Origin of the sequence: Kitasatospora sp. NPDC056446 (genome assembly GCF_042796115.1) — a bacterium.
Lineage (GTDB): Bacteria > Actinomycetota > Actinomycetes > Streptomycetales > Streptomycetaceae > Kitasatospora.
In genome coordinates this window covers 44,616-63,004 of sequence record NZ_JBHTRF010000011.1, presented here as the reverse complement: position 1 = coordinate 63,004, position 18,389 = coordinate 44,616, and the positions used below count along the sequence as shown (strand labels likewise).

Sequence of the window (18,389 nt, the reverse complement as noted above, 5' to 3'; positions counted from 1 at the left end):
CCCGCCCTGGGGGGGGGGGGGGGGGGCGGCTTTGGGTTTGGGGGGGGGGGGGGGGGGGGGGGGGGGTTTTTGTGGCCGCGGGGGGTTGGGGTATGGGGCCCCGCCCCCCCCCCCACTCCGCGAGGGCGCCCTCGGTGAACGCTCTCGGTGCCTACCCCTTCGGCGCGTGTGCCCGCAGGAGGCGCGCCCTCAGAAGGCGCGCCCTCAGGAGGCGCGCGCTCAGTGCGTGCGGCGGGTGACCAGTTCGGCGAGCGCCAGCAGTTCGTCGGCCGCGGCCGGCTCCGGGACGGCGGCGGCCAGCTGCGCCATCGCCGCGGCCATCCGCTCGCAGGACTGGCCCTGCGCCCAGCCGCGCCCGCCGGCCCCCTCGACGGCCGTCGCGCACTGCGCCAACTCCTCCGGGCTGAGCGGGCGTTCGAGCGCGTACAGCTCGGCCAGCCGCCTGCCCTCGGCGGTGTCGGAGCCCAGCGCCGCGACCACCGGCAGCGACTTCTTCCGGGCGACCAGGTCCGCGCCGACCGGCTTTCCGGTCACCGCCGGATCCCCCCAGATGCCGATCAGGTCGTCGATCAGCTGGAAGGCCAGGCCGATCTCCCGGCCGAAGCCGTCCATCGCCTGCGCCGTCTCCTCGGAGGCACCGCCGTACAGGGCGCCCATCGCACAGGCGGCGCCGAGCAGGGCGCCGGTCTTGGCCTCCGCCATCGCCAGGCACTCGGGCAGCGAGACGTCGTTGCGCTGCTCGAAGGCGCAGTCGATCTGCTGGCCCTCGCACAGCTCGACCACGCAGTCGGCGAGCCGGCGGATCGAGCCGTGGGCGGCCGGGTGGGTGTCCTCGGCGAGCAGGCGCAGCGCGAGGGAGTGCATGGCGTCCCCGGCCAGGATGGCCTCGGTGGTGCCGAACACCCGCCAGGCGGTGGGCCGGTGGCGGCGGGTGTCGTCCCGGTCGATGACATCGTCGTGGAGCAGGGTGAAGTTGTGCACCAGCTCCACCGCGGCGGCCGCGGCGGCGGCCTGCGCGGGCGAGCCGCCCAGCGCCTGGGTGGCGGCGAGGACCAGGGCCGGCCGGATCGCCTTGCCGGCGGGGGCCGCGGCGGGCGTGCCGTCCGCCTCCCACCAGCCGAAGTGGTAGCCGGCGACCTTGCGCATGGTGCCGGGCAGCGAGTCGACGGCGGCCCGCATGACCGGGTCGACCAGCGCGCGGGCGCGGGCGAGGATGTCCGCCGCCTCGTGCCCCTCCTTGTGGTCCCGCTCCAGCGTGGGACTCGTCATGGGTGTCTTCCCTCTTGTCGGCGCGTGTCGTGGGATGGCCCGGCACGGGCGGGCCGGGGTTGCGCTGTGGTGGTCGGGCGGGCTCCGGGCCTGCCGCCGGAACGGCCGCGCGGGACGGCCGCGCGGGACAGGGCCGCACGCACCGGGCGCGGCCGCATGCACCGGGCGCGGCCGCACACACCGGGACGCGTCGCCCGGCCAGGGGTTGATGGGCGTAACCCCCAGCCGGACGACGCGGGTCTCCGGCGGCCCCGGCGGGGCCGTCAGCGCTGCGCGATGTCCACGTTCTCCAGGACGCCGACCGCGTCCGGGACCAGGATCGCGGCGGAATAGTAGGCGCTCACCAGGTAGGAAATGATGGCCTTCTCGTCGATTCCCATGAACCGCACCGAAAGGCTCGGCTGGTATTCATCCGGAATTCCGGTCTGGTGCAGGCCGATGACGCCCTGGTTGTCCTCGCCGACCCGCATGGCGATGATCGAGCTGGTGTGCCCGCCGACGATCGGGATCTTGTTGCACGGGAAGACCGGCACCCCGCGCCAGGACATGACGTGCCGGCCCTCGACCTCGACCGTGCCCGGGTTGATGCCGCGCTTGTTGAGCTCCCGGCCGAAGGCGGCGATGGCCCGGGGGTGGGCCAGGAACATCTTGGTGCTGCGGCGGCGGCTGAGCAGCTCGTCCATGTCGTCCGGGGTGGGCGGGCCGGAGTGGGTCTGGATCCGCTGGTCGTACGCGGCGTTCTCCAGCAGGCCGAACTCGGGGTTGTTGACCAGCTCGTGCTCCTGGCGCTCGCGCAGGGCCTCGATGGTCAGCCGGAGCTGGTGCTCGGTCTGGTTCATCGGCTGGTTGTAGAGGTCGGCGACGCGGCTGTGCACCTTGAGGACCGTCTGCGCGACGCTCAGCTCGTACTCGCGGGGCTTGAGCTCGTAGTCCACGAAGGCGCCGGGCAGCTCGTACTCGCCCGCGTGGCCGGCGGAGAGGTCGATCGCGGCCTCGCCGTGCTTGTTCTGCGCCTGCTGGAAGCCGTTCAGGTACTCGATGACCTGGAGCTGGAGCGCCTCGGAGCGGTCGTGCAGCTCCTGGAAGGAGGGCCAGGACAGCACCATCACGGTGCCGGAGGTGGCGGCCCGGACGGTGTACGGCCAGCTGCCGTCCTCCTGCTGGAGCGCCTCGTCGCCGAGGTGGTCGCCGTCGGCCAGGGTGCCGACCACCGTCTCCTCGCCGTACTTGCCGGTGCCCATGCGGTCGAGCTTGCCGTGCGCGATCAGGAAGACCTCGGTGATCGGCGTGCCGGCCTCGACCAGGACGTCACCGGGGTTGACCTCGCGCTGCACGAAGCGCGAGGCCAGCTCCTCCAGTACGGCCTCGTCCTCGAAGCCGCGCAGCACCGGCACCTCGGCCAGCGAGGGCGGGACGATCCGCACCTCCGCACCGGTCTTGACGAAGCTCACCCGGCCCCGGCCGACCGAGTACCGCAGGCGGCGGTTGACCCGGTAGGTACCGCCGGACACCTGCACCCAGGGCAGCGTCCTGAGCAGCCAGCGCGGGCTGATGCCCTGCATCTGCGGCGCGGACTTGGTGGTGGTGGCGAGGTTCCGCGCGCCCGCCGTGCTCAGACTCTGCTGCTGCCGGATCTCCGATTGCGCGCTGGGCGCGGGAATACCGGCATTGGTTTCGGTCGACATGAGGGGAGCCCTTCGCATACCCGATACCTGATGAAGTGTCGCCTTGCACATTCGTGGTGCATCTTCATGGTGGGCCCGTTCAGGGGCAGCCCGCAATCACTCGTTCGAGTGATTTGGAATAACCGAACAAATAGTACGAATAGATCACCTGACCGATATGTATTCGACTATTCATTCGAACGCCTCGGAATGCCGGAACCCATCCTCCCCCATCGGCCCGCCCGCCCGCGCCACCCCGCGACCCGCCCCGCGCAGGCAGGACCCGCCGCCGGACCCCTCCCGACCTGCCGCTAGGGTGCCCTGACCCTTCGTCAACCTCCGTACCGGGAGGGTCGCATGAGTGCACCCGTACGTGTCTGGCTCAACCGAACCTACGCCGAGAACATCTTCTTCATCGAGCAACTGCGCGCCGCACCGCGCCCGGTGGTGGTCCACGCGACCCACGGCGATCCGGACTCGCCCCTGCTCGCCGCCGCCGACCACGGCACCCCCGAACCCGCCGACCTCCCCGCCGACGGCTACGTCGACTACGCGCTGGACTACTGCGCCCGGCACTCCATAGACGTCTTCGTCCCACAGCTCCACCAGCTCGCCATCGCCCTCGCCCGGCCCGCGTTCGAGGCGATCGGCACCACCCTGCTCTGCCCGCCCGCCACCGCGATAGCGACCTACGCGAGCAAGGCCGACGGCTACGCCGCGATCGCCGCCGCCGGACTGCCCACCCCGCCCTGGTGGCGGGTCCGCACCCCCGGCGAACTGCTCGACGCCGTCGACCGGATCGAGGACGCCGGGCACACCGCCTGCCTCAAACCCACCACCGGCGCGGGCGGCGCGGGCTTCCGGGTACTCACCCGGAAGCCGTACGGCGCAGGGCGGTTGACCGGCTGGGACCACCGGGTCCAGGTCGAACAGGTGGCCACGGCGCTCGCCGAGGGCGGGGCGGACGGCGGCGCGGACGGCGGCGCGGGCCTCGGGCCGGAGCACGAACCGGTCGACCTGCTGGTGATGCCCTACCTGGACGGCCCCGAGGTCTCGGTGGACTGCCTGGCCGACCGGGACGGCACCCCGCTGACCACGGTCGGGCGCACCAAGGAGGGCCGCCGCCGGGGCTTCACCACCGAGGACCGCTACCTGGAACCGGTACAGCGGCTCGTCCGGGCGAGCCGGATGGCCTACCTGTCCAACGTGCAGTTCCGCCGGTTCGACGGACAGCCGGTGGTCATCGACGTCAACACCCGCCCCGCCGCCGGACTCCACCAGCTGCGCCTGTGCGGGCTCAACCTGCCGTGGGACGCGGTGCGGCTGGCCCTCGGCGAACGGCCGGAGGGCGCCGGGGCGGGCCTCGACGTACGCGGGCTGGAGTACACGCTGGTGTCCGGGGTCCAGCCGGTGCTGCCCCGCCGGGCACCGGGGCGGGTGTCACTGGTGCGGGCCCGGGCCTGACGCGGCGGGGCGGGGGCGGGGGGCCGACGGCTGCCGGCGGGGTCCGGGTGGTGGCTGGGGCAACTCCTCGTCTACAACGGCCCGTTCCAGTCGAGCGTCGGCTCCAGCACCCCCTCCAGGGTGAGCAGCCAGCGCTTCACGTCGATCCCGACCCGGCCGCCGCCGAAGCCCCCGATCCCGTCCGCCGCCACCACGCGGTGGCAGGGCACCAGCAGGGGGACAGGGTTGGCGGCCATCATCTGCCCGACCGTCCTGGCCGCCAGACCGGGCTCCGTGACGTCCTCGAACACGCCGCTGCGGGCGGCCAGTTCGCCGTACGTGACGGTCCGGCCGTACGGCACCTCGCGCAGCAGCGTCTGCAGCACCACGCGGTGCGGTCCGGAGCTCAGGGTCCAGTCGATCGGCAGGCCCAACTCACGGGTGCGGCCCGCCAGGTAGGCGCCGATCCGCTCGGTGACGGCGGTGATCTTCGGCTCGTCGGTGCACGGCGGCACCTCGCCGCCGGTTCCGCCGTAGCCGGCCGCCGCCACGCCGAGCGGGGTCACCGCGATGTGCATCGGGCCGCTCGGCAGCGGCGTCGGCACGGTCAGCCAGGACATCCCCCGGTACTGCGGCACGCTCGGGTCCCCACCCTCCGCCGGACCGGCCACCGGCCGGCCCGGCACCCGGAGGGCGTCCCCGCCCCGCGCGCCATCGTACGGCGGAAGGGCGGCGGGGCCCGAGTGGTCGGCGGGGCCTGCGGGGCCTGCGGGGCCCGAGTGGTCGGCGGGGCCTGCGGGGTCGACCCCGGTCAGACCCGCCCCTTCAACTGGGTCGCGAGCGCCCGGGACCAGTGCGCCAGTTCGGCACGGTCCGGGGCACGGCCCTCGCACAGCAGGGCGAGCTGCGCCTCGTTGACCCGGTTCGGCCCCGGGATCTCCAGCAGGTACGCCAGCTCGGCCAGTACGGTGGCGAGCCGTTCGGCGTCCGCGTGGTCCAGGACGGACGCGGACTCGTGGTGGCTGATGGTGAGCGAACCGGGCATGGTCGTCCTCCTCGGTGACCCCCCGCACCCTCCACCGTACGACCGGCCCGGCCACCCCGCCCGCCGCGGAGGCACGTGCGCGGGTGGGGCAGCCGGCTTCACTCCGGGGCCGGCCGGGCGCGGTGCGCGGTGGGCCACGCCGGGGGCCGGGGGTGCGCCCCGGAGCCGTCCGAGGGGTTGGTCAGCTCTCCGGGTCCTCCTCCCAACGGCGGTGGCGTACCGCCGGCACCGCCAACACTACGGCTCCGGCAGCCAGTTGCCAGACCGACCCGAGCAGCAGCACCGGGCCCGTCCCGAACCGGCCGGCCAGCGGACCGGCCGCGGCCAGGCCGAGCGGACCGAGGGCGAAGGCACCGAGCGCACCGAAGGAGGTCAGCCGCCCGAGCAGTTCCACCGGCACCCACTCCTGCGTCGTCGTGCTGTACAGCGTCCCGCAGACCGCCGAGCCCACCCCCGCGACCAGCGCGCCCGCGACCACCCAGGGCAGTGACGCCCCCGCCGCGAGCGCCCCGGAGGGCAGCGCCCAGCCCAGCCCGGCCACGGTGGCCACCGCGAGCGGACGGCCGGGCCTGCGGCCGAGCACCAGCAGGCCGCCGAGCACCGCGCCGGCGCCGTACACGCCCATCACCAGGCCCCAGGCGCGGGCACCGCCGAGGCCCCGCTGCGCGGTGAGCGGGCCGAGCACCAGGAAGGGCGCCCAGACCAGCAGGTTGAACAGGCCCATCTGCGCGGTGGTGATCCACAGCCACGGGCGGGCCGTGAACTCCGACCAGCCGGCCCGCAGGTCCCGGGCCATCGACCCGCCGCCACCACCCGTCGCCCGCCCGGGCAGCCGGAGCCCGGCCAGGGCGAAGGCGCCGACACCGTAGGTCACCGCGTCGGCCAGCAGCACGGCCGCCGGGCCGTACGCCGCGGTCAGCAGGCCGGCCAGCGCCGGACCGGCCACGGTGGACACCGAACGGGACAGCCCCAGCAGGGTGTTGGCGTCCGCCGTCAGCTCCTTGCGGCCCACCAGGCCGGGCACGATCGCCCCGAAGGCCGGCATGAACAGCCCCTCGCCGACCCCCCACGCCGCGACCAGGGCGACCATCCCCCAGACCGGTGCGTGCCCGGCCGCCAGCAGCCCCGCGAACAGCGCCTGGACCAGCCCGCGCAGGACGTCCGACCCCAGCATCACCCGCCGGCTGCCGAACCGGTCGGCGATCACCCCTCCGGCCAGTAGCACCAGCACCACCGGGAGGATCCGGGCGGCCATCACCCAGCCGAGCTCGGTGCCGCTGCCGCCGCCGTCGAGCACCGCGAAGGCGACCGCCACCGGCGCCATCGAGGAGCCGACGAGGGAGGTCGTGTACCCGGTGAAGAACCACAGGAATTCGCGCTCGCCCAGCACGGCGAGACGGTCTCCCAGGCGCCTTCGGCGGTCCGGGATCCGTTCGGTGTCCACTGCCATGTGACGAGAGTCTGGGGTTCCGGGGAGGCGGGATTCAAGGGTTTCGCGGAAATACTTGAGCCTGGTGCCATCAATTTCACGAGATGGCGCCATCAGCGCAGTAAATGGCGGCCGCCATGGCCATTCACCTGCCGTTTACTGCGCATCACGGATATTCTTCCGACAGCTTCGAGTGGGTGATTTACTGCGGAAGAAGGCGGATGTGACGTGAGTGGGAACGCGGCAGCGAACGCAGGAGAGAGCGCAGGAGGGAACGCAGGCGGGAGCGCAGGAAAGAACGCCGCAGGGAAAGCGGCGGAGAGCGCGGCAGGGAAAGCGGCAGGGCTCCCACCGGTACCGGTCGAGTACGCCGTCGCCGTCGAGCGCTACCTGGCCGCCTCCGGACTCGCCGAAGGCTCCCGGCGGATCTACCGGATCGCCCTGGACACCTGGGCCTGGGCACTCGCCGACCGGCCCGCCCCCACCGGCCCCGAACGGCGGCGCGCCCGCCCACCCGTCCTCCCGCTCGCCCTGCTCGACCACCCGGACGCCGCCGAACGGCTCCGCACCGCCACCGGCCACCGCGCCGCCGACACCGACCCGCGCACCCTCAACCGGGAACTCTCCACCCTGCGCGCGGCCGTCGCCTGGTGGCGGTCCCGCGGCTGGATCGACGGCGACCCGACCACCGGCCTCCACCCCCGCCCCCTGCCCGAACCCACCGCAGCCACCGCAGCCACCGCCCCGTTGACCCCCGACCGACTGCGCGCCCTGTTCGCCCTCCGCGCGCCGCTGCGCGAACAGACGCTCTGGCACCTGCTGCACGAATCCGGCGCCACCATCGACACCGTCCTCGCCCTGGACACCGACCACCTCGACCTCGCCGGCCGACGCACCCGCCCCGGCCACAGGCCCCTCCAGTGGGAATCCGGCACCGCCCGCCTCCTCCCCCTCCTCATCGCCGGCCGCGCCAACGGCCCGCTCTTCCTCACCGACCGCCGCGCGCCCGCCGGCACCCCCGCCGCCGACCGCTGCCCCCACACCGGCCGCGCCCGCCTCTCCTACCGCCGCGCCGCCGAACTCCTCGCCGCCCACACCCGGCCGCTCGGGCCGGGGTGGACGCTCCGGCAGCTCCGGCCGGGCCCGGCGCGCTCCGGCGGTGCCTGAGCCCCGGCGGCGGGCCGGGCCGGCCGGGGCTTCGGGCGGCGGGGGTTCCGGACGGCGGGGGTTCCGGACGGCGGGGGTTCCGGACGGCGGGCGGCGGGGCGGGGGTTTCAGGCTTCGGTGACGTCACAAGCCCCGGCGACGTCACGGGCGGCGGCCGTTACGAAGCCGATGGGCGGCCGTGACACGACCGGCCGAGGACCGCGACACGGCCCTCCTACCTTCGGTGTCGACGCCCCGGCCGTACCGGCTGAAGCGGCCGTACCCGCCCTACCGGTCGGAGGGGCGTCCGCGACGAGGACGTGCGCGTCCGGCGCCGACGACGAACGTCCGCGACCACACCGCGCCACGCCGCGGCAGAGGAACCCCGCAGTCCTGAACGACGCGGTCCTCGACGCCGCGCGGGCCGCGGTCCGCACCGAAGACCGACGTGCACCACCGATGCAGATGGAGAACACCGCATGAGCAGGAGCCGTACCCACCGCACCCCCACCCGCCGCGTCCTGGCGGCCTGCGCCCTGACCGGGGCCGCGCTGCTGACCGCCGTCACCGGCGGGCAGGCCTGGGCCGACGGCGCGCCGAAGCCCGTCGCTACCGCCCCGGCCGGCGTCGTCGCCCCGGCTGCGGGTGCCGCGCCCACCGCCACCCCGAGCGCCGCCCCGGCGCCGGGCACCCCGAAGGCCCCGGCCGCCGCCGCCCCGACCGCGACCCCGAGCGCCGGCCAGCCGCAAGCCCCGAACGGCACCCAGCCGCAGGTCCGCGAGGTGCCGAAGGGCGCCGCGCAGGCCGGTGACGGCTCCGGTGCCACCGACAGCTCCGGCCTGATGCTCGCGGGCGGCGGCGCCGTCGCGGCCGTCGGCGCCGGCGCGCTGGGCTTCGCCCTCCTGCGCCGCCGTTCCGGTGCGCGAGGCTGACACCGGTCCCGAGTCCGCCGGGGCCGCCCCGGTGGTGGGGACCGGCAACCGCAGCGGTACCGGGGCCGCACCGGCCCCCGGACCCGGGCAGAATCACGAACGCGAACGCGAACGCGACCGCGGCCGCGAACACGAGAACGAGCACGAGCACGGCCGCAGGCAGGGACACGGCCGGACGCGCGGCCGGGAACGCGGCCGACGGCGGGCCGCCAAGCCCGGCCCGAGCATCCTGCGTCGTACGGCTTTCGGCACGGCGGGCCTGCTCTGCCTGGTGCTGGGCGTCTCGCTGGCGCTGTCCGGCCGTGAGACCCCGGTCGTACGGATCGAGGCCTCCGGTCACGGCGGCGGCACGGACGCCCCGCCGCCGTCGACGGTCGGCGCGTCCCGGCCGAGCGTCCCCGCCCCGAAGCCCCTGCCGGCCTCGCCGCCGACCCGTCTGCTGATCCCCTCCGTCGGGGTGGACGCACCGGTGACCGACCTCGGCCTGAACGCCGACGGGACGGTTCAGGTGCCGGCCGCCGACCGGGGCGACGAGGTCGGCTGGTACCGCAACGGCCCCAGGCCCGGCGAGCCCGGACCCGCCGTCCTCATCGGGCACTACGACACCGTGCACGGCCCGGCGGTCTTCCGGCAGCTGCCGAAGCTGCGGCCCGGCGAGTTGATCACCGTACGGCGGGCGGACGGCAGCACCGTGGACTTCACGGTCCGTACGCTGGTCCAGGCCGCCAAGGACACCTTCCCCACCGAGCAGGTCTACGGTGATACGCCCGGGCCGGCGCTCCGGCTGATCACCTGCGGCGGCCGGATCGGTTCGGACGGCCACTGGACGGACAACATCATCGTGCTGGCGGACCCGGCCTGACCGGCGTCGGCACCGGCGTCAGCGTCGACACCGGCACCGGCACGGCCCTGACGGAACCACCGGGCGCCACCCGGACGACCTAGCCAGGGTGGCGCGGGGCGGCTGCCCGGCTCACGCCCGGCGGCCGCTCCGCGCCGTCCCGTGCCACCCGCCCGACCCCGCACCACCCGACCCGCACCACCCGACCCGCGCCGCAGACCAGGAGGACGAGCACCGACCGTGGCAGCCCCACCCGCACCCCGCCGCCGGCCCGGCGCCGCCCCCGTGGCGGCCCTGGCCGGCCTGGTCGTCCTCCTCGCCCTCGCCGCCCTGGCCTTCGGCCGCGCCACCCCCGGCGGCCTGCGGGACCACGGCCCGGCCGGGACCGTCACGCCGCCGCCCGTCCCCCGGCCGCTCTGGTCGAACCCGGCCTCGCCGACGCCGACACCGACCCCCACCGCCGCGGCCGGCGCCACCCAGGCACCGCCGCAGCCCGTCCCCGACCTGACCGTCCCCGGGCGGGACATCACCACGGTCGACGTGCGCGGCGTCCTCACCAAGGACCCGGCGGTGACGGCGGAGGAACGGCAGGCACTCGGCTCCTCCTGCACCGGGTGCGAGATCCGCAGCCCCGAGTTCCGCGACCTCACCGGCGACGGCCGACTCTCGCTGATCACCACCGTCGTCACCCCCGGACCGGTGGTGCTGCACGTCTACGTCCTCGCCGAGGACCGTCTGCTGCCCGTCCTGCGGGTGCAGGTCCAGCGGACGTTCAGCGCCGAGACCATCGGCACCGAGCTGTGGCTGTACGAGTCGACCAGCCTCTACGTCCGGACCAGCAGCCACTACGGCTGGGACGGGGTCAGGCTCGTCCTGCTGGAGCGGAAGGACGAGGGCCTCGGTGTGCTCCCGCCGACCGGCCCGGACACCGCCCAGGTGCCCAGCGTCGCCCCCAAGTACCCGTCCACACCGTCCGGTTCGAACCAGGTCGGACCGGTACCCGTCGACCCCGGCGCGTCCGTCCCCTCCCCGCGCGCCGCCCGGCCGACCGCCATGCCCACCGCGACACCGGAGCCGAAGCGATGACCCCCGCGCTGTCCCCCGCCGCCCCCTCCCACCCGCACATCCTCCTGGTCGAGGACGACGAGGTGATCCGCGAGGCGACCCGGATGGCCCTGGAGCGCTACGGCTTCCCGGTCACCACCGCCGCCGACGGCCTGGAGGGGCTGGAGGCCTTCCACGCCGTCCGGCCCGACCTGCTGCTGCTGGACGTCATGCTGCCGCTGCTCGACGGGGTCGGCCTGTGCCGCCGGATCCGCGAGGAGAGCCAGCTGCCGATCCTGATGATGTCGGCACGCACCGACCCGGTCGACGTGGTCTCCGGCCTGGAGGCGGGCGCGGACGACTACGTCGTCAAGCCGTTCGAGAGCGCCGTCCTGGTCGCCCGGATCCGCACGGTCCTGCGCCGCGTCCCCGTGACCCCGGCAGCCGACACCGCCGTCCCCGCCGCCATCCCTTCTACCGTCCCCCCCGCCGTCCCCCCCGCCGTCCCCTCTGCCGTCCCCTCTGCCGTCTCCTCCGCCGTCCCCTCCCCCGCCGTCCGCAGCTTCGACGGCCTCCGGGTGGACACCGACAGCATGGAGGTCCGGGTGGACGACCGCCTCGTCCCGCTCACCCCCACCGAACTGCGGCTGCTGCTGGAGTTCACCGCCGCGCCCGGCATCGTCCTGGAACGCTCCACCCTGCTCGAACGGGTCTGGGACTACGAATGGGGCGCCGACACCCGCGTCGTGGACGTCCACGTGCAACGGCTGCGCGCCAAGATCGGCTCCGGCCGGATCGAGACCGTCCGCGGGTTCGGCTACAAGCTGCGGCGCCCGGCATGACCCTGCGCCGCCAGATCGCCACCGCCGTCGCCGCCATCTCCGTCCTGGTCGCGGTGGCCGTCGGCCTGCTGGTCCACCAGGCGATGATCCGCCAGCACGTCGACCAGGCCCGCACCTCCGCGCTCACCGCCCTCGACTCGGCCCTGGCCGGGTACGGCCGCGGCGAGGTGGTCGGCCGGAGCACCGCCGTGGACGACCCGGCCCTCCCCACCGCACTGCGCGAACTCGCCGCCGGCGGCCGGCACGGCACCCTGCTCGCCGCCGACCCGCAGGGCGAATCGATGTGGGCGGCCGGAGCCGTCCGGGACGGGGTGCTCTCCGTCCGGATCGACTTCGGCCAGGACCGGCAGGCCATCGCCGACCTGGACCGCATCATCCTGCTCACCGTCGTCGCCGCGGTCTTCACCACCGTGCTCGTCGGCGTCCTCGTCGCGGACCGGATCAGCCGCCGCCTTCGCACCGCCGCCACCGCCGCCCGGGGCATCGCCGCCGGCGGGACCGACACCCGGATCGGCGAACTCGTCGACGGCAAGGACGAGGTGGCCGACCTCGCCGCCGCCGTCGACCTGATGTCCCGCACCCTGCACCGCCGCCTGGCCGACGAACAACGCTTCACCGCCGACGTCGCCCACGAACTGCGCACCCCGCTCACCGGCCTGGTCACCGCCGCCGAACTCCTGCCGCCCGGCCGCCCCACCGAACTCGTCCGCAACCGCGTCCAAGCCCTGCGCGGCCTGGTCGAGGACCTCCTGGAAGTCTCCCGCCTGGACGCCGACGCCGAAGCCCCCGAACTCTCCGCCGTCCCCCTGGAACGCGCGGTGCGCCGCACCGTCTCCCTCACCGGACTCGACGTCACCGTCGAAGTCGCCGCCGACCTGCGGGTCCGCACCGACCTGCGCCGCCTGGACCGCATCCTCGGCAACCTGATCCTCAACGCCCACCGCCACGGCACCGGCCCGGTCCACCTCCACGTCGACGGCCGCCGGATCACCGTCCGCGACCACGGCCCCGGCTACCCCGACGACCTCCTCCGACACGGCCCCCAACGCTTCCGCACCAACGCCCCCGAACGCGGCCGCGGCCACGGCCTCGGCCTCACCATCGCCACCGGCCACACCCGCGTCATCGGCGCCACCCTCACCCTCACCAACCACCCCACCGGCGGCGCCCTCGCCACCCTCACCCTCCCCCCGGACTGACCGGGGCCCAGTGACCGACCCGACGGCGACGGGCAACCGCAGCTGGAGACCAACCCCGATCCATCGAGACTTCACCCGCAGCGGGCTACCCCAGCGCTACCTCCGCTCCCAACACCTGAGCGGCCACCGGCGAGGACGCCAATGGACAGACCGGCCCTCCTCCACGGACAGGCAGCCCGCTCACAAATCGTGGAAGTGCTCCGGCAACGCTCCGTCGGGGAGCGCACGACTCAGCACCACGTACGCCGGCCCATAGGGCGTTTCGCTCTTCCAGGTCTCCCACTGATCAAGCTCGTGGGACAGATACCGCTTCAGCAGTTGCCGAAGCTGCACGACCTCGGCCTCGACCAACGGCCCGTCCGACTCCAACTCGCTCACCATGGCCGCACACTACAGATCAGGTGCGGCCTCCTCGCCCCGAAAACAACCTGGCCACCCCCGGAGCCGGAGAGGCAAGCAAGGCATGGCATCCGGTTGGCTCGACCCGCCTGCGGCATGTCGAACCCTGGAAGGCACCGAGACACAGACCCACCCGTGGCACAGCCACAGCAAACGGCAAAGGACCGACCCGGTCGTGCCGAGTCGGCCCTTCGGTGCACTGAGCCCCCTGTCGGGTTCGAACCGACGACCCCCGCTTTACAAGAGCGGTGCTCTGGCCAGCTGAGCTAAGGAGGCACGGTGGCCGTCCGCGATGGATCACGGCGGCACCGGGGGCAGTCTACCGGGCCGGGGTGGTGGGGTGGTGGGATATCCGGGGGTTGGCGGGGTGGGGTGGGCGTGATGGAACCGATGCGGAATTCGGGTCGGTGGGGGGCTGACAAGGCGCGGAACCGCAGGTAGCGTCGCCGGGAGTCGGTTCGTGCAGTGGTTCAGACCACTGGCGGGGCGGCGGAGCAAGGCACCACACACCCCCTTTACTCGGATCGTCCGGCACGTTCCTGCCGGTGAAGGAGAGCAACGACCATGGCTTCTGTCACGTACGACCAGGCGACCCGTGTCTACCCCGGGGCGGACAAGCCCTCGGTGGACGCGCTGGACCTGGAGATCGCGGACGGCGAGTTCCTCGTGCTGGTCGGCCCGTCGGGCTGCGGCAAGTCGACCAGCCTGCGCATGCTGGCCGGTCTGGAGGACGTCAACAGCGGCGCCATCCGGATCGGTGACCGGGACGTCACCCACCTGCCGCCGAAGGACCGGGACATCGCGATGGTGTTCCAGAACTACGCGCTGTACCCGCACATGACCGTCGCGGAGAACATGGGCTTCGCGCTCAAGATCGCCGGCGTGAACAAGACGGAGATCCGCACCAAGGTCGAGGAGGCGGCGAAGATCCTCGACCTCACCGAGTACCTGGACCGCAAGCCGAAGGCGCTCTCCGGCGGTCAGCGCCAGCGTGTCGCGATGGGCCGTGCGATCGTCCGCCAGCCGCAGGTGTTCCTGATGGACGAGCCGCTGTCGAACCTGGACGCCAAGCTCCGTGTGTCGACCCGTACCCAGATCGCCGGCCTGCAGCGCCGGCTGGGCATCACCACGGTGTACGTCACCCACGACCAGACCGAGGCGCTCACCATGGGCGACCGGGTCGCGGTGCTGAAGGACGGTCTGCTGCAGCAGGTCGACACCCCGCGCAACATGTACGACCGGCCCGCCAACCTCTTCGTGGCCGGCTTCATCGGCTCGCCCGCGATGAACCTGGTCGAGGTGCCGCTGGTGGACGGCGGCGTGAAGTTCGGCGGCTCGGTCGTCAACATCTCCCGCGAGGACCTGGCCGGCGCCGGCACCGACAAGACGGTGACCGTCGGTGTCCGTCCCGAGCACTTCGAGATCGTCCCGGCGGGCGGCATCGAGGGCGTCGCGGTGACCGTGAACGTGGTCGAGGAGCTCGGCTCGGACGGCTTCGTCTACGGCACCACCCAGATCGGCGGCGAGGACAAGGACCTGGTCGTCCGGGTGCCCGGCCGCCAGATCCCGGCCCGTGGCGAGACCGTCCACGTGGTGCCGATCGCCAACGAGACCCACGTGTTCTCCACCAGCAGCGGTGCCCGTCTGAGCAGCTGACGCCGCCCCGGACGGACGGGCGCGAGCCGCGGAGGCGAGCCGCCGTCCGGAGCGACCCCGCGGAGCCCGTCGGACCCTTCCCGGTCCGGCGGGCTCCGTCCGTAGGCCCCCGCGTCAACACGGCGCAGGGACGAACCCGGACACCGTGTCACTCGATGGTGTAACGGAGGGCGATCCGGGCCGTACGCACCGCTACTCTCCTGAGGGTGAAGCAGCTTGTGCGCCGTATCGGCCAGACCTTCGCCCTGACCCTGCCGGTCGTCCTGGTGACCACCGGCACCCTCGCCGTGACCCGGGTCCCCTGGGCGCCGCCGACGGGGCTCGACCAGCAGGTCGTGGCGGCGTCCACCGGCGACGGCGCCGGTATCGGACGCTCCGACACCGCGACCAGGACGACGGACGGGCTCGCCCCGCAGGAGTCCCTGCGGGTGGCCCTGCTGGACGAGTTGCGCGCGAAGAGCCCGTCCGCCGCGCTGGACCTGCTGGAGCGCTCGATGCGCGAGCAGCCCTCGCTGACGCCGTACTGCAGCTCGCTGGCCACCGAGTTGGGCAAGGCCGCGGTGCGGAAGTACCAGGGCGACGTCCAGCGGGCCCGTTCCTTCGCCCGCCCGGTCTGCGACGGGGCGTTCGCGGCGGGCGTGGTGGGCTGACGTCCGACCCGGGTCGTGGCCGGGGCGGCGGGCCTATTGTTCAGGCATGACCGCTGACTCCGGCCCCACCACCGAACTCACGTCCCCGAACGCCCCGAAGGACCCGAAGGACGCGACCGCCCAGGACACCCAGGGCGCACCGAAGGTCTCGGACGCCCCGCAGGCGCACGCGCAGGCATCGGCGCAGCCCCACCCGCCCCGGCCGACCTCGACGCCTGTCACCCAGGCCGTCATCCTGGCCGGCGGCCAGGGCTCCCGGCTGCGCCCGTACACCGACGACCGCCCCAAGCCGCTGGTCGAGATCCCCGGGACGGGCGTGCCGATCCTGGGCCACCAGTTGGCCTGGCTCGCCGCCGAGGGCGTGACCGACGTCGTGGTGTCCTGCGGGCACCTCGCGGACGTCCTGGAGGAGTGGCTGGACACCGCGGACCTGCCGCTGCGGGTGCGCACGGTGGTCGAGGCGGAGCCGCTCGGGCGCGGCGGCGGGCTCAAGTACGCGGCCAAGGCGCTGCCCCGCCCGGACGAGCCCTGGTACGCCACCAACGGCGACATCTGGACCCGCTTCAGCCTGCGCGACATGGCCGCCTTCCACCACGAGCGGGACGCCGTGGCGACGCTCGCGCTGGCCCGGCCGCGGATCCCGTGGGGTGCCGTGGAGACCGACCAGTTCGGCAACGTGCTGGACTTCATCGAGGCGCCGCCCTCGCCCTTCCTCATCAACGCCGGCCTGTACGTGTTCAGCCCGGAGTTCGCCGAGCTGCTGCCGGACGTGGGCGACCACGAGCGCACCACCTTCCCCCAACTGGCGCGCAGCAAGCGGCTGGCGGGCTACCAGCTGCCGCAGGGCGTGTACTGGCGTGCCATCGACACCGCCAAGGACCTCACCGAGGCCGCCAAGGAGCTCGCCGCCGGAGTCGGCGGCACGCCCCGGTAGTACGCGGCCCGGCTAGGCCGGTAGTACGGCCCGGCTGGTACGCCCTGGCGGCATCCCGCCGCGCACGAGCGCGGGACTCCGGACAAGGGACAAGGGGCGAGGGGAACGCGGGACAACCAGCGCCCGGACGTCGACGGACGACACGGATCGGCCGGGTGCTCCCCCACGGAGCACCCGGCCGATCGGCTCGTCAGGTCCCTCAGGTCGCGGTCGGCGCCCCCGGGTGGGAGGAGCGGCTGCCGCCGGACAGGTCGGCCAGCGGCGCGCTGCCCAGCACCCCGCCGAGCAGCCCGGAGCCGGAGCTCGGGCTGGACTTGGGCGCCGGGCCGGAGCTGCCGGGGCCCGGGGTGCCGCGCTGGGCGGGTGTGGTGCCGGCCGCTCCGGCGGACGGGGCGGCCGGGGCCGGGGAGGAGCCGGTCCCGGTCTCGGGCTTGCCGGAGTGCCCCTTGCCGCTGGGCGTCGGGGTGGCGGGCTTGGTGGCCGGGCCGGTGGACGGCGTGCCGGCGCTCGGCGCGGGGGTGGGCGGGCGGGTCGCGGCGGGCGTGGGCGGGGTGGACTGGCCCTTGCCCCCCGGGGTGCCGGACGGGCCGCCGGACGGCCACACCGGGGTGCCGTAGTCGGTGGCCGGACGGTTCGGTGCCTGGTGCGGACGGGCACCGGTGCGGACGGCGGCGCCGAGCATGGAGCCGAGCAGCAGGGTCAGGCCGACGACGACGGTGGTGACCACCGTGCCCCGGCGCAGCACCCGGCGCCGCAGCGCCCCGGGGGCGTCCGCGCCGAACCGCCGCCAGGCTTCCAGGTTGAGCCGGCCGTCCAGGGAGGCGAACGGCGCTCCCGCGATCAGCAGCGGGCTCCAGGCCGCGAGGAAGATCAGGTCGGGGGTGTCGTAGACCGGCACGGCCCGCCAGCTGACGGTGAACAGCAGCACGGCGGAGAGCACCATCGCCGCCCCGGCCGCGAGCCGCTGCCAGAGGCCGAGGACGGTCAGCACGCCGACCACGATCTCGGTGAACGACACGACCAGGCCGGCGCCCACCGGGTGCGCCATGGCGAAGGCCAGCAGCGGTTCGGCGACCTTCCAGGGGTGCAGCGAGGAGAGCCAGCGCATCATCGAGCCGCGCTCGCCGCCGTCGAAGTACACCGGGTCGCAGAGCTTGCTGAACCCGGCGTAGACGGAGAGCGAGCCGAGGACGGCGCGCAGCGGCAGCAGGACCAGGCCGAGGTCGACGCGGCGGCCGGGGTACCAGGGCTGCTTGCCCTCGGCGTCGGCGGCGGAGACCTCGGGCAGTTCGCCGCTCGGGGTCCAGCCGTGCGGCTCGCCGACCGGGCCGACGCCCGCGTCGGTGGCGGTGCCGCTGCCTTCGCGGGGCTGGCGCGGGACGGTCCGGGCGCCGGCCAGGGACGGGATCACCTGGGTGTCCGCCTCGGCCACGCCGACGCCGCCGCGCATCGGGGTGCCGCCGTGGCGGACGGCTTCCAGGAGCTGGGTGGCCGCGAGGTCCCCGGGGGGTGCCTGGCCGGTCCAGGTGACGGCGGTGACCCGGCCCTTGCGGCGCGGACCGCTCCCGGCCCCGGCCCCGGCGAGCGCCGGGACGGCGGAGGCCGGGACGACGACCTGGGGGGTGACCAGCGGACGGCGGATCAGGCCCTGGTTGGCGTAGGGGTCGCCGAACGCGGCGCCGGTGGACAGCAGTCCGGCCGGAGCCTCGATCAGCGGTGCCACGGGGGAGCCGAGCCGGAGCCGGAAACTCGCCTGGGTGCCGCTGAGCCGCGCGGGGTCCGACTCCACCTTGACGGTGTTGAGGCCGGGGTCCGCGTCTATCCCGGTGCTGCCGCCGCCGAACAGGGGGCGCCGAGGTGTTCTGGTGTCCACGCCCGTCTAACCGGGTGACGGCC

General features: G+C 74.4%; 17 protein-coding genes and 1 tRNA gene. 10 read left to right on the top strand and 8 right to left on the bottom strand.

Features of this window, described 5'->3' with window-relative positions:
* Positions 1-219 precede the first annotated feature (219 nt).
* Positions 220-1,269, bottom strand: a complete 1,050-nt coding sequence (locus ACFQ6N_RS10360) for a family 2 encapsulin nanocompartment cargo protein polyprenyl transferase (RefSeq protein WP_380648320.1) — start codon at positions 1,267-1,269, stop codon at positions 220-222.
* A gap of 263 nt (positions 1,270-1,532) precedes the next feature.
* Positions 1,533-2,954 (bottom strand): family 2B encapsulin nanocompartment shell protein, encoded by a 1,422-nt coding sequence (locus ACFQ6N_RS10355; RefSeq protein WP_380648319.1) that lies wholly within the window; start codon positions 2,952-2,954, stop codon positions 1,533-1,535.
* 336 nt (positions 2,955-3,290) lie between these two features.
* Between ACFQ6N_RS10355 and ACFQ6N_RS10350 the strand changes: the two genes are divergently transcribed.
* Positions 3,291-4,397, top strand: coding sequence for an ATP-grasp domain-containing protein (locus tag ACFQ6N_RS10350; protein WP_380648318.1), 1,107 nt, complete (start codon positions 3,291-3,293; stop codon positions 4,395-4,397).
* A 71-nt stretch (positions 4,398-4,468) separates the two neighbouring features.
* Here the strand turns inward: ACFQ6N_RS10350 and ACFQ6N_RS10345 are convergent, their stop codons facing one another.
* The 3 genes from ACFQ6N_RS10345 to ACFQ6N_RS10335 form a co-directional block, all read right to left on the bottom strand.
* Positions 4,469-5,014, bottom strand: coding sequence for a methylated-DNA--[protein]-cysteine S-methyltransferase (locus tag ACFQ6N_RS10345; protein WP_380648317.1), 546 nt, complete (start codon positions 5,012-5,014; stop codon positions 4,469-4,471).
* A 173-nt stretch (positions 5,015-5,187) separates the two neighbouring features.
* Positions 5,188-5,421, bottom strand: a complete 234-nt coding sequence (locus ACFQ6N_RS10340) for a hypothetical protein (RefSeq protein ID WP_380648315.1) — start codon at positions 5,419-5,421, stop codon at positions 5,188-5,190.
* A 181-nt stretch (positions 5,422-5,602) separates the two neighbouring features.
* On the bottom strand, positions 5,603-6,871 hold the full coding sequence (locus ACFQ6N_RS10335; RefSeq protein WP_380648313.1) for an MFS transporter: 1,269 nt from the start codon (positions 6,869-6,871) through the stop codon (positions 5,603-5,605).
* Positions 6,872-7,078: 207 nt separating this feature from the next.
* Between ACFQ6N_RS10335 and ACFQ6N_RS10330 the strand changes: the two genes are divergently transcribed.
* The 6 genes from ACFQ6N_RS10330 to ACFQ6N_RS10305 all read left to right on the top strand — a co-directional run bounded on the left by ACFQ6N_RS10330 (position 7,079) and on the right by ACFQ6N_RS10305 (position 12,854).
* Positions 7,079-8,017: a hypothetical protein gene (locus tag ACFQ6N_RS10330; RefSeq protein ID WP_380648312.1), complete on the top strand. Its 939-nt coding sequence runs from the start codon at positions 7,079-7,081 to the stop codon at positions 8,015-8,017.
* Positions 8,018-8,475: 458 nt separating this feature from the next.
* Positions 8,476-8,928 (top strand): hypothetical protein, encoded by a 453-nt coding sequence (locus ACFQ6N_RS10325; protein WP_380648310.1) that lies wholly within the window; start codon positions 8,476-8,478, stop codon positions 8,926-8,928.
* On the top strand, positions 8,915-9,790 hold the full coding sequence (locus ACFQ6N_RS10320; protein WP_380648309.1) for a class F sortase: 876 nt from the start codon (positions 8,915-8,917) through the stop codon (positions 9,788-9,790). Before ACFQ6N_RS10325 ends, ACFQ6N_RS10320 begins: the two co-directional genes overlap by 14 nt.
* 219 nt (positions 9,791-10,009) lie before the next feature.
* The gene (locus tag ACFQ6N_RS10315; RefSeq protein WP_380648307.1) at positions 10,010-10,855 is read left to right on the top strand and encodes a hypothetical protein; all 846 of its coding nucleotides are present in this window, start codon (positions 10,010-10,012) and stop codon (positions 10,853-10,855) included.
* Positions 10,852-11,655: a response regulator gene (locus tag ACFQ6N_RS10310; RefSeq protein WP_380648306.1), complete on the top strand. Its 804-nt coding sequence runs from the start codon at positions 10,852-10,854 to the stop codon at positions 11,653-11,655. Before ACFQ6N_RS10315 ends, ACFQ6N_RS10310 begins: the two co-directional genes overlap by 4 nt.
* Positions 11,652-12,854 (top strand): sensor histidine kinase, encoded by a 1,203-nt coding sequence (locus ACFQ6N_RS10305; protein WP_380648304.1) that lies wholly within the window; start codon positions 11,652-11,654, stop codon positions 12,852-12,854. The genes ACFQ6N_RS10310 and ACFQ6N_RS10305 overlap by 4 nt, the downstream gene beginning before the upstream one ends.
* 180 nt (positions 12,855-13,034) lie before the next feature.
* Here the strand turns inward: ACFQ6N_RS10305 and ACFQ6N_RS10300 are convergent, their stop codons facing one another.
* Together ACFQ6N_RS10300 and ACFQ6N_RS10295 are read right to left on the bottom strand one after the other, a co-directional pair.
* Positions 13,035-13,235, bottom strand: coding sequence for a hypothetical protein (locus tag ACFQ6N_RS10300; RefSeq protein WP_380648303.1), 201 nt, complete (start codon positions 13,233-13,235; stop codon positions 13,035-13,037).
* Positions 13,236-13,455: 220 nt separating this feature from the next.
* Positions 13,456-13,529, bottom strand: a tRNA-Thr gene (locus tag ACFQ6N_RS10295).
* A gap of 288 nt (positions 13,530-13,817) precedes the next feature.
* Here ACFQ6N_RS10295 and ACFQ6N_RS10290 point away from each other — a divergent pair.
* The 3 genes from ACFQ6N_RS10290 (at position 13,818) to ACFQ6N_RS10280 (ending at position 16,493) form a co-directional block, all read left to right on the top strand.
* Positions 13,818-14,909, top strand: a complete 1,092-nt coding sequence (locus tag ACFQ6N_RS10290) for an ABC transporter ATP-binding protein (protein ID WP_380648302.1) — start codon at positions 13,818-13,820, stop codon at positions 14,907-14,909.
* A gap of 206 nt (positions 14,910-15,115) precedes the next feature.
* Complete coding sequence (locus tag ACFQ6N_RS10285; protein WP_380648301.1) at positions 15,116-15,559, top strand: hypothetical protein; 444 nt, start codon at positions 15,116-15,118, stop codon at positions 15,557-15,559.
* A gap of 46 nt (positions 15,560-15,605) precedes the next feature.
* A complete protein-coding gene (locus ACFQ6N_RS10280; protein ID WP_380648300.1) occupies positions 15,606-16,493 on the top strand; it encodes an NDP-sugar synthase in 888 nt (295 codons plus the stop codon).
* 199 nt (positions 16,494-16,692) lie between these two features.
* On the opposite strand, the gene ACFQ6N_RS10275 is transcribed toward ACFQ6N_RS10280, so the two are convergent.
* Positions 16,693-18,366 (bottom strand): DoxX family protein, encoded by a 1,674-nt coding sequence (locus ACFQ6N_RS10275; protein ID WP_380648298.1) that lies wholly within the window; start codon positions 18,364-18,366, stop codon positions 16,693-16,695.
* Positions 18,367-18,389 lie beyond the last annotated feature (23 nt).

Excerpts from the sequence above, each read along its gene's own strand:
- ACFQ6N_RS10355 (WP_380648319.1), bottom strand. The coding sequence starts at position 2,954 with ATGTCGACCGAAACCAATGCCGGTATTCCCGCGCCCAGCGCGCAATCG.
- ACFQ6N_RS10310 (WP_380648306.1), top strand. The coding sequence starts at position 10,852 with ATGACCCCCGCGCTGTCCCCCGCCGCCCCCTCCCACCCGCACATCCTC.
- ACFQ6N_RS10335 (WP_380648313.1), bottom strand. The coding sequence starts at position 6,871 with ATGGCAGTGGACACCGAACGGATCCCGGACCGCCGAAGGCGCCTGGGA.
- ACFQ6N_RS10360 (WP_380648320.1), bottom strand. The coding sequence starts at position 1,269 with ATGACGAGTCCCACGCTGGAGCGGGACCACAAGGAGGGGCACGAGGCG.
- ACFQ6N_RS10340 (WP_380648315.1), bottom strand. The coding sequence starts at position 5,421 with ATGCCCGGTTCGCTCACCATCAGCCACCACGAGTCCGCGTCCGTCCTG.
- ACFQ6N_RS10300 (WP_380648303.1), bottom strand. The coding sequence starts at position 13,235 with ATGGTGAGCGAGTTGGAGTCGGACGGGCCGTTGGTCGAGGCCGAGGTC.
- ACFQ6N_RS10305 (WP_380648304.1), top strand. The coding sequence starts at position 11,652 with ATGACCCTGCGCCGCCAGATCGCCACCGCCGTCGCCGCCATCTCCGTC.
- ACFQ6N_RS10350 (WP_380648318.1), top strand. The coding sequence starts at position 3,291 with ATGAGTGCACCCGTACGTGTCTGGCTCAACCGAACCTACGCCGAGAAC.
- ACFQ6N_RS10290 (WP_380648302.1), top strand. The coding sequence starts at position 13,818 with ATGGCTTCTGTCACGTACGACCAGGCGACCCGTGTCTACCCCGGGGCG.
- ACFQ6N_RS10325 (WP_380648310.1), top strand. The coding sequence starts at position 8,476 with ATGAGCAGGAGCCGTACCCACCGCACCCCCACCCGCCGCGTCCTGGCG.
- ACFQ6N_RS10280 (WP_380648300.1), top strand. The coding sequence starts at position 15,606 with ATGACCGCTGACTCCGGCCCCACCACCGAACTCACGTCCCCGAACGCC.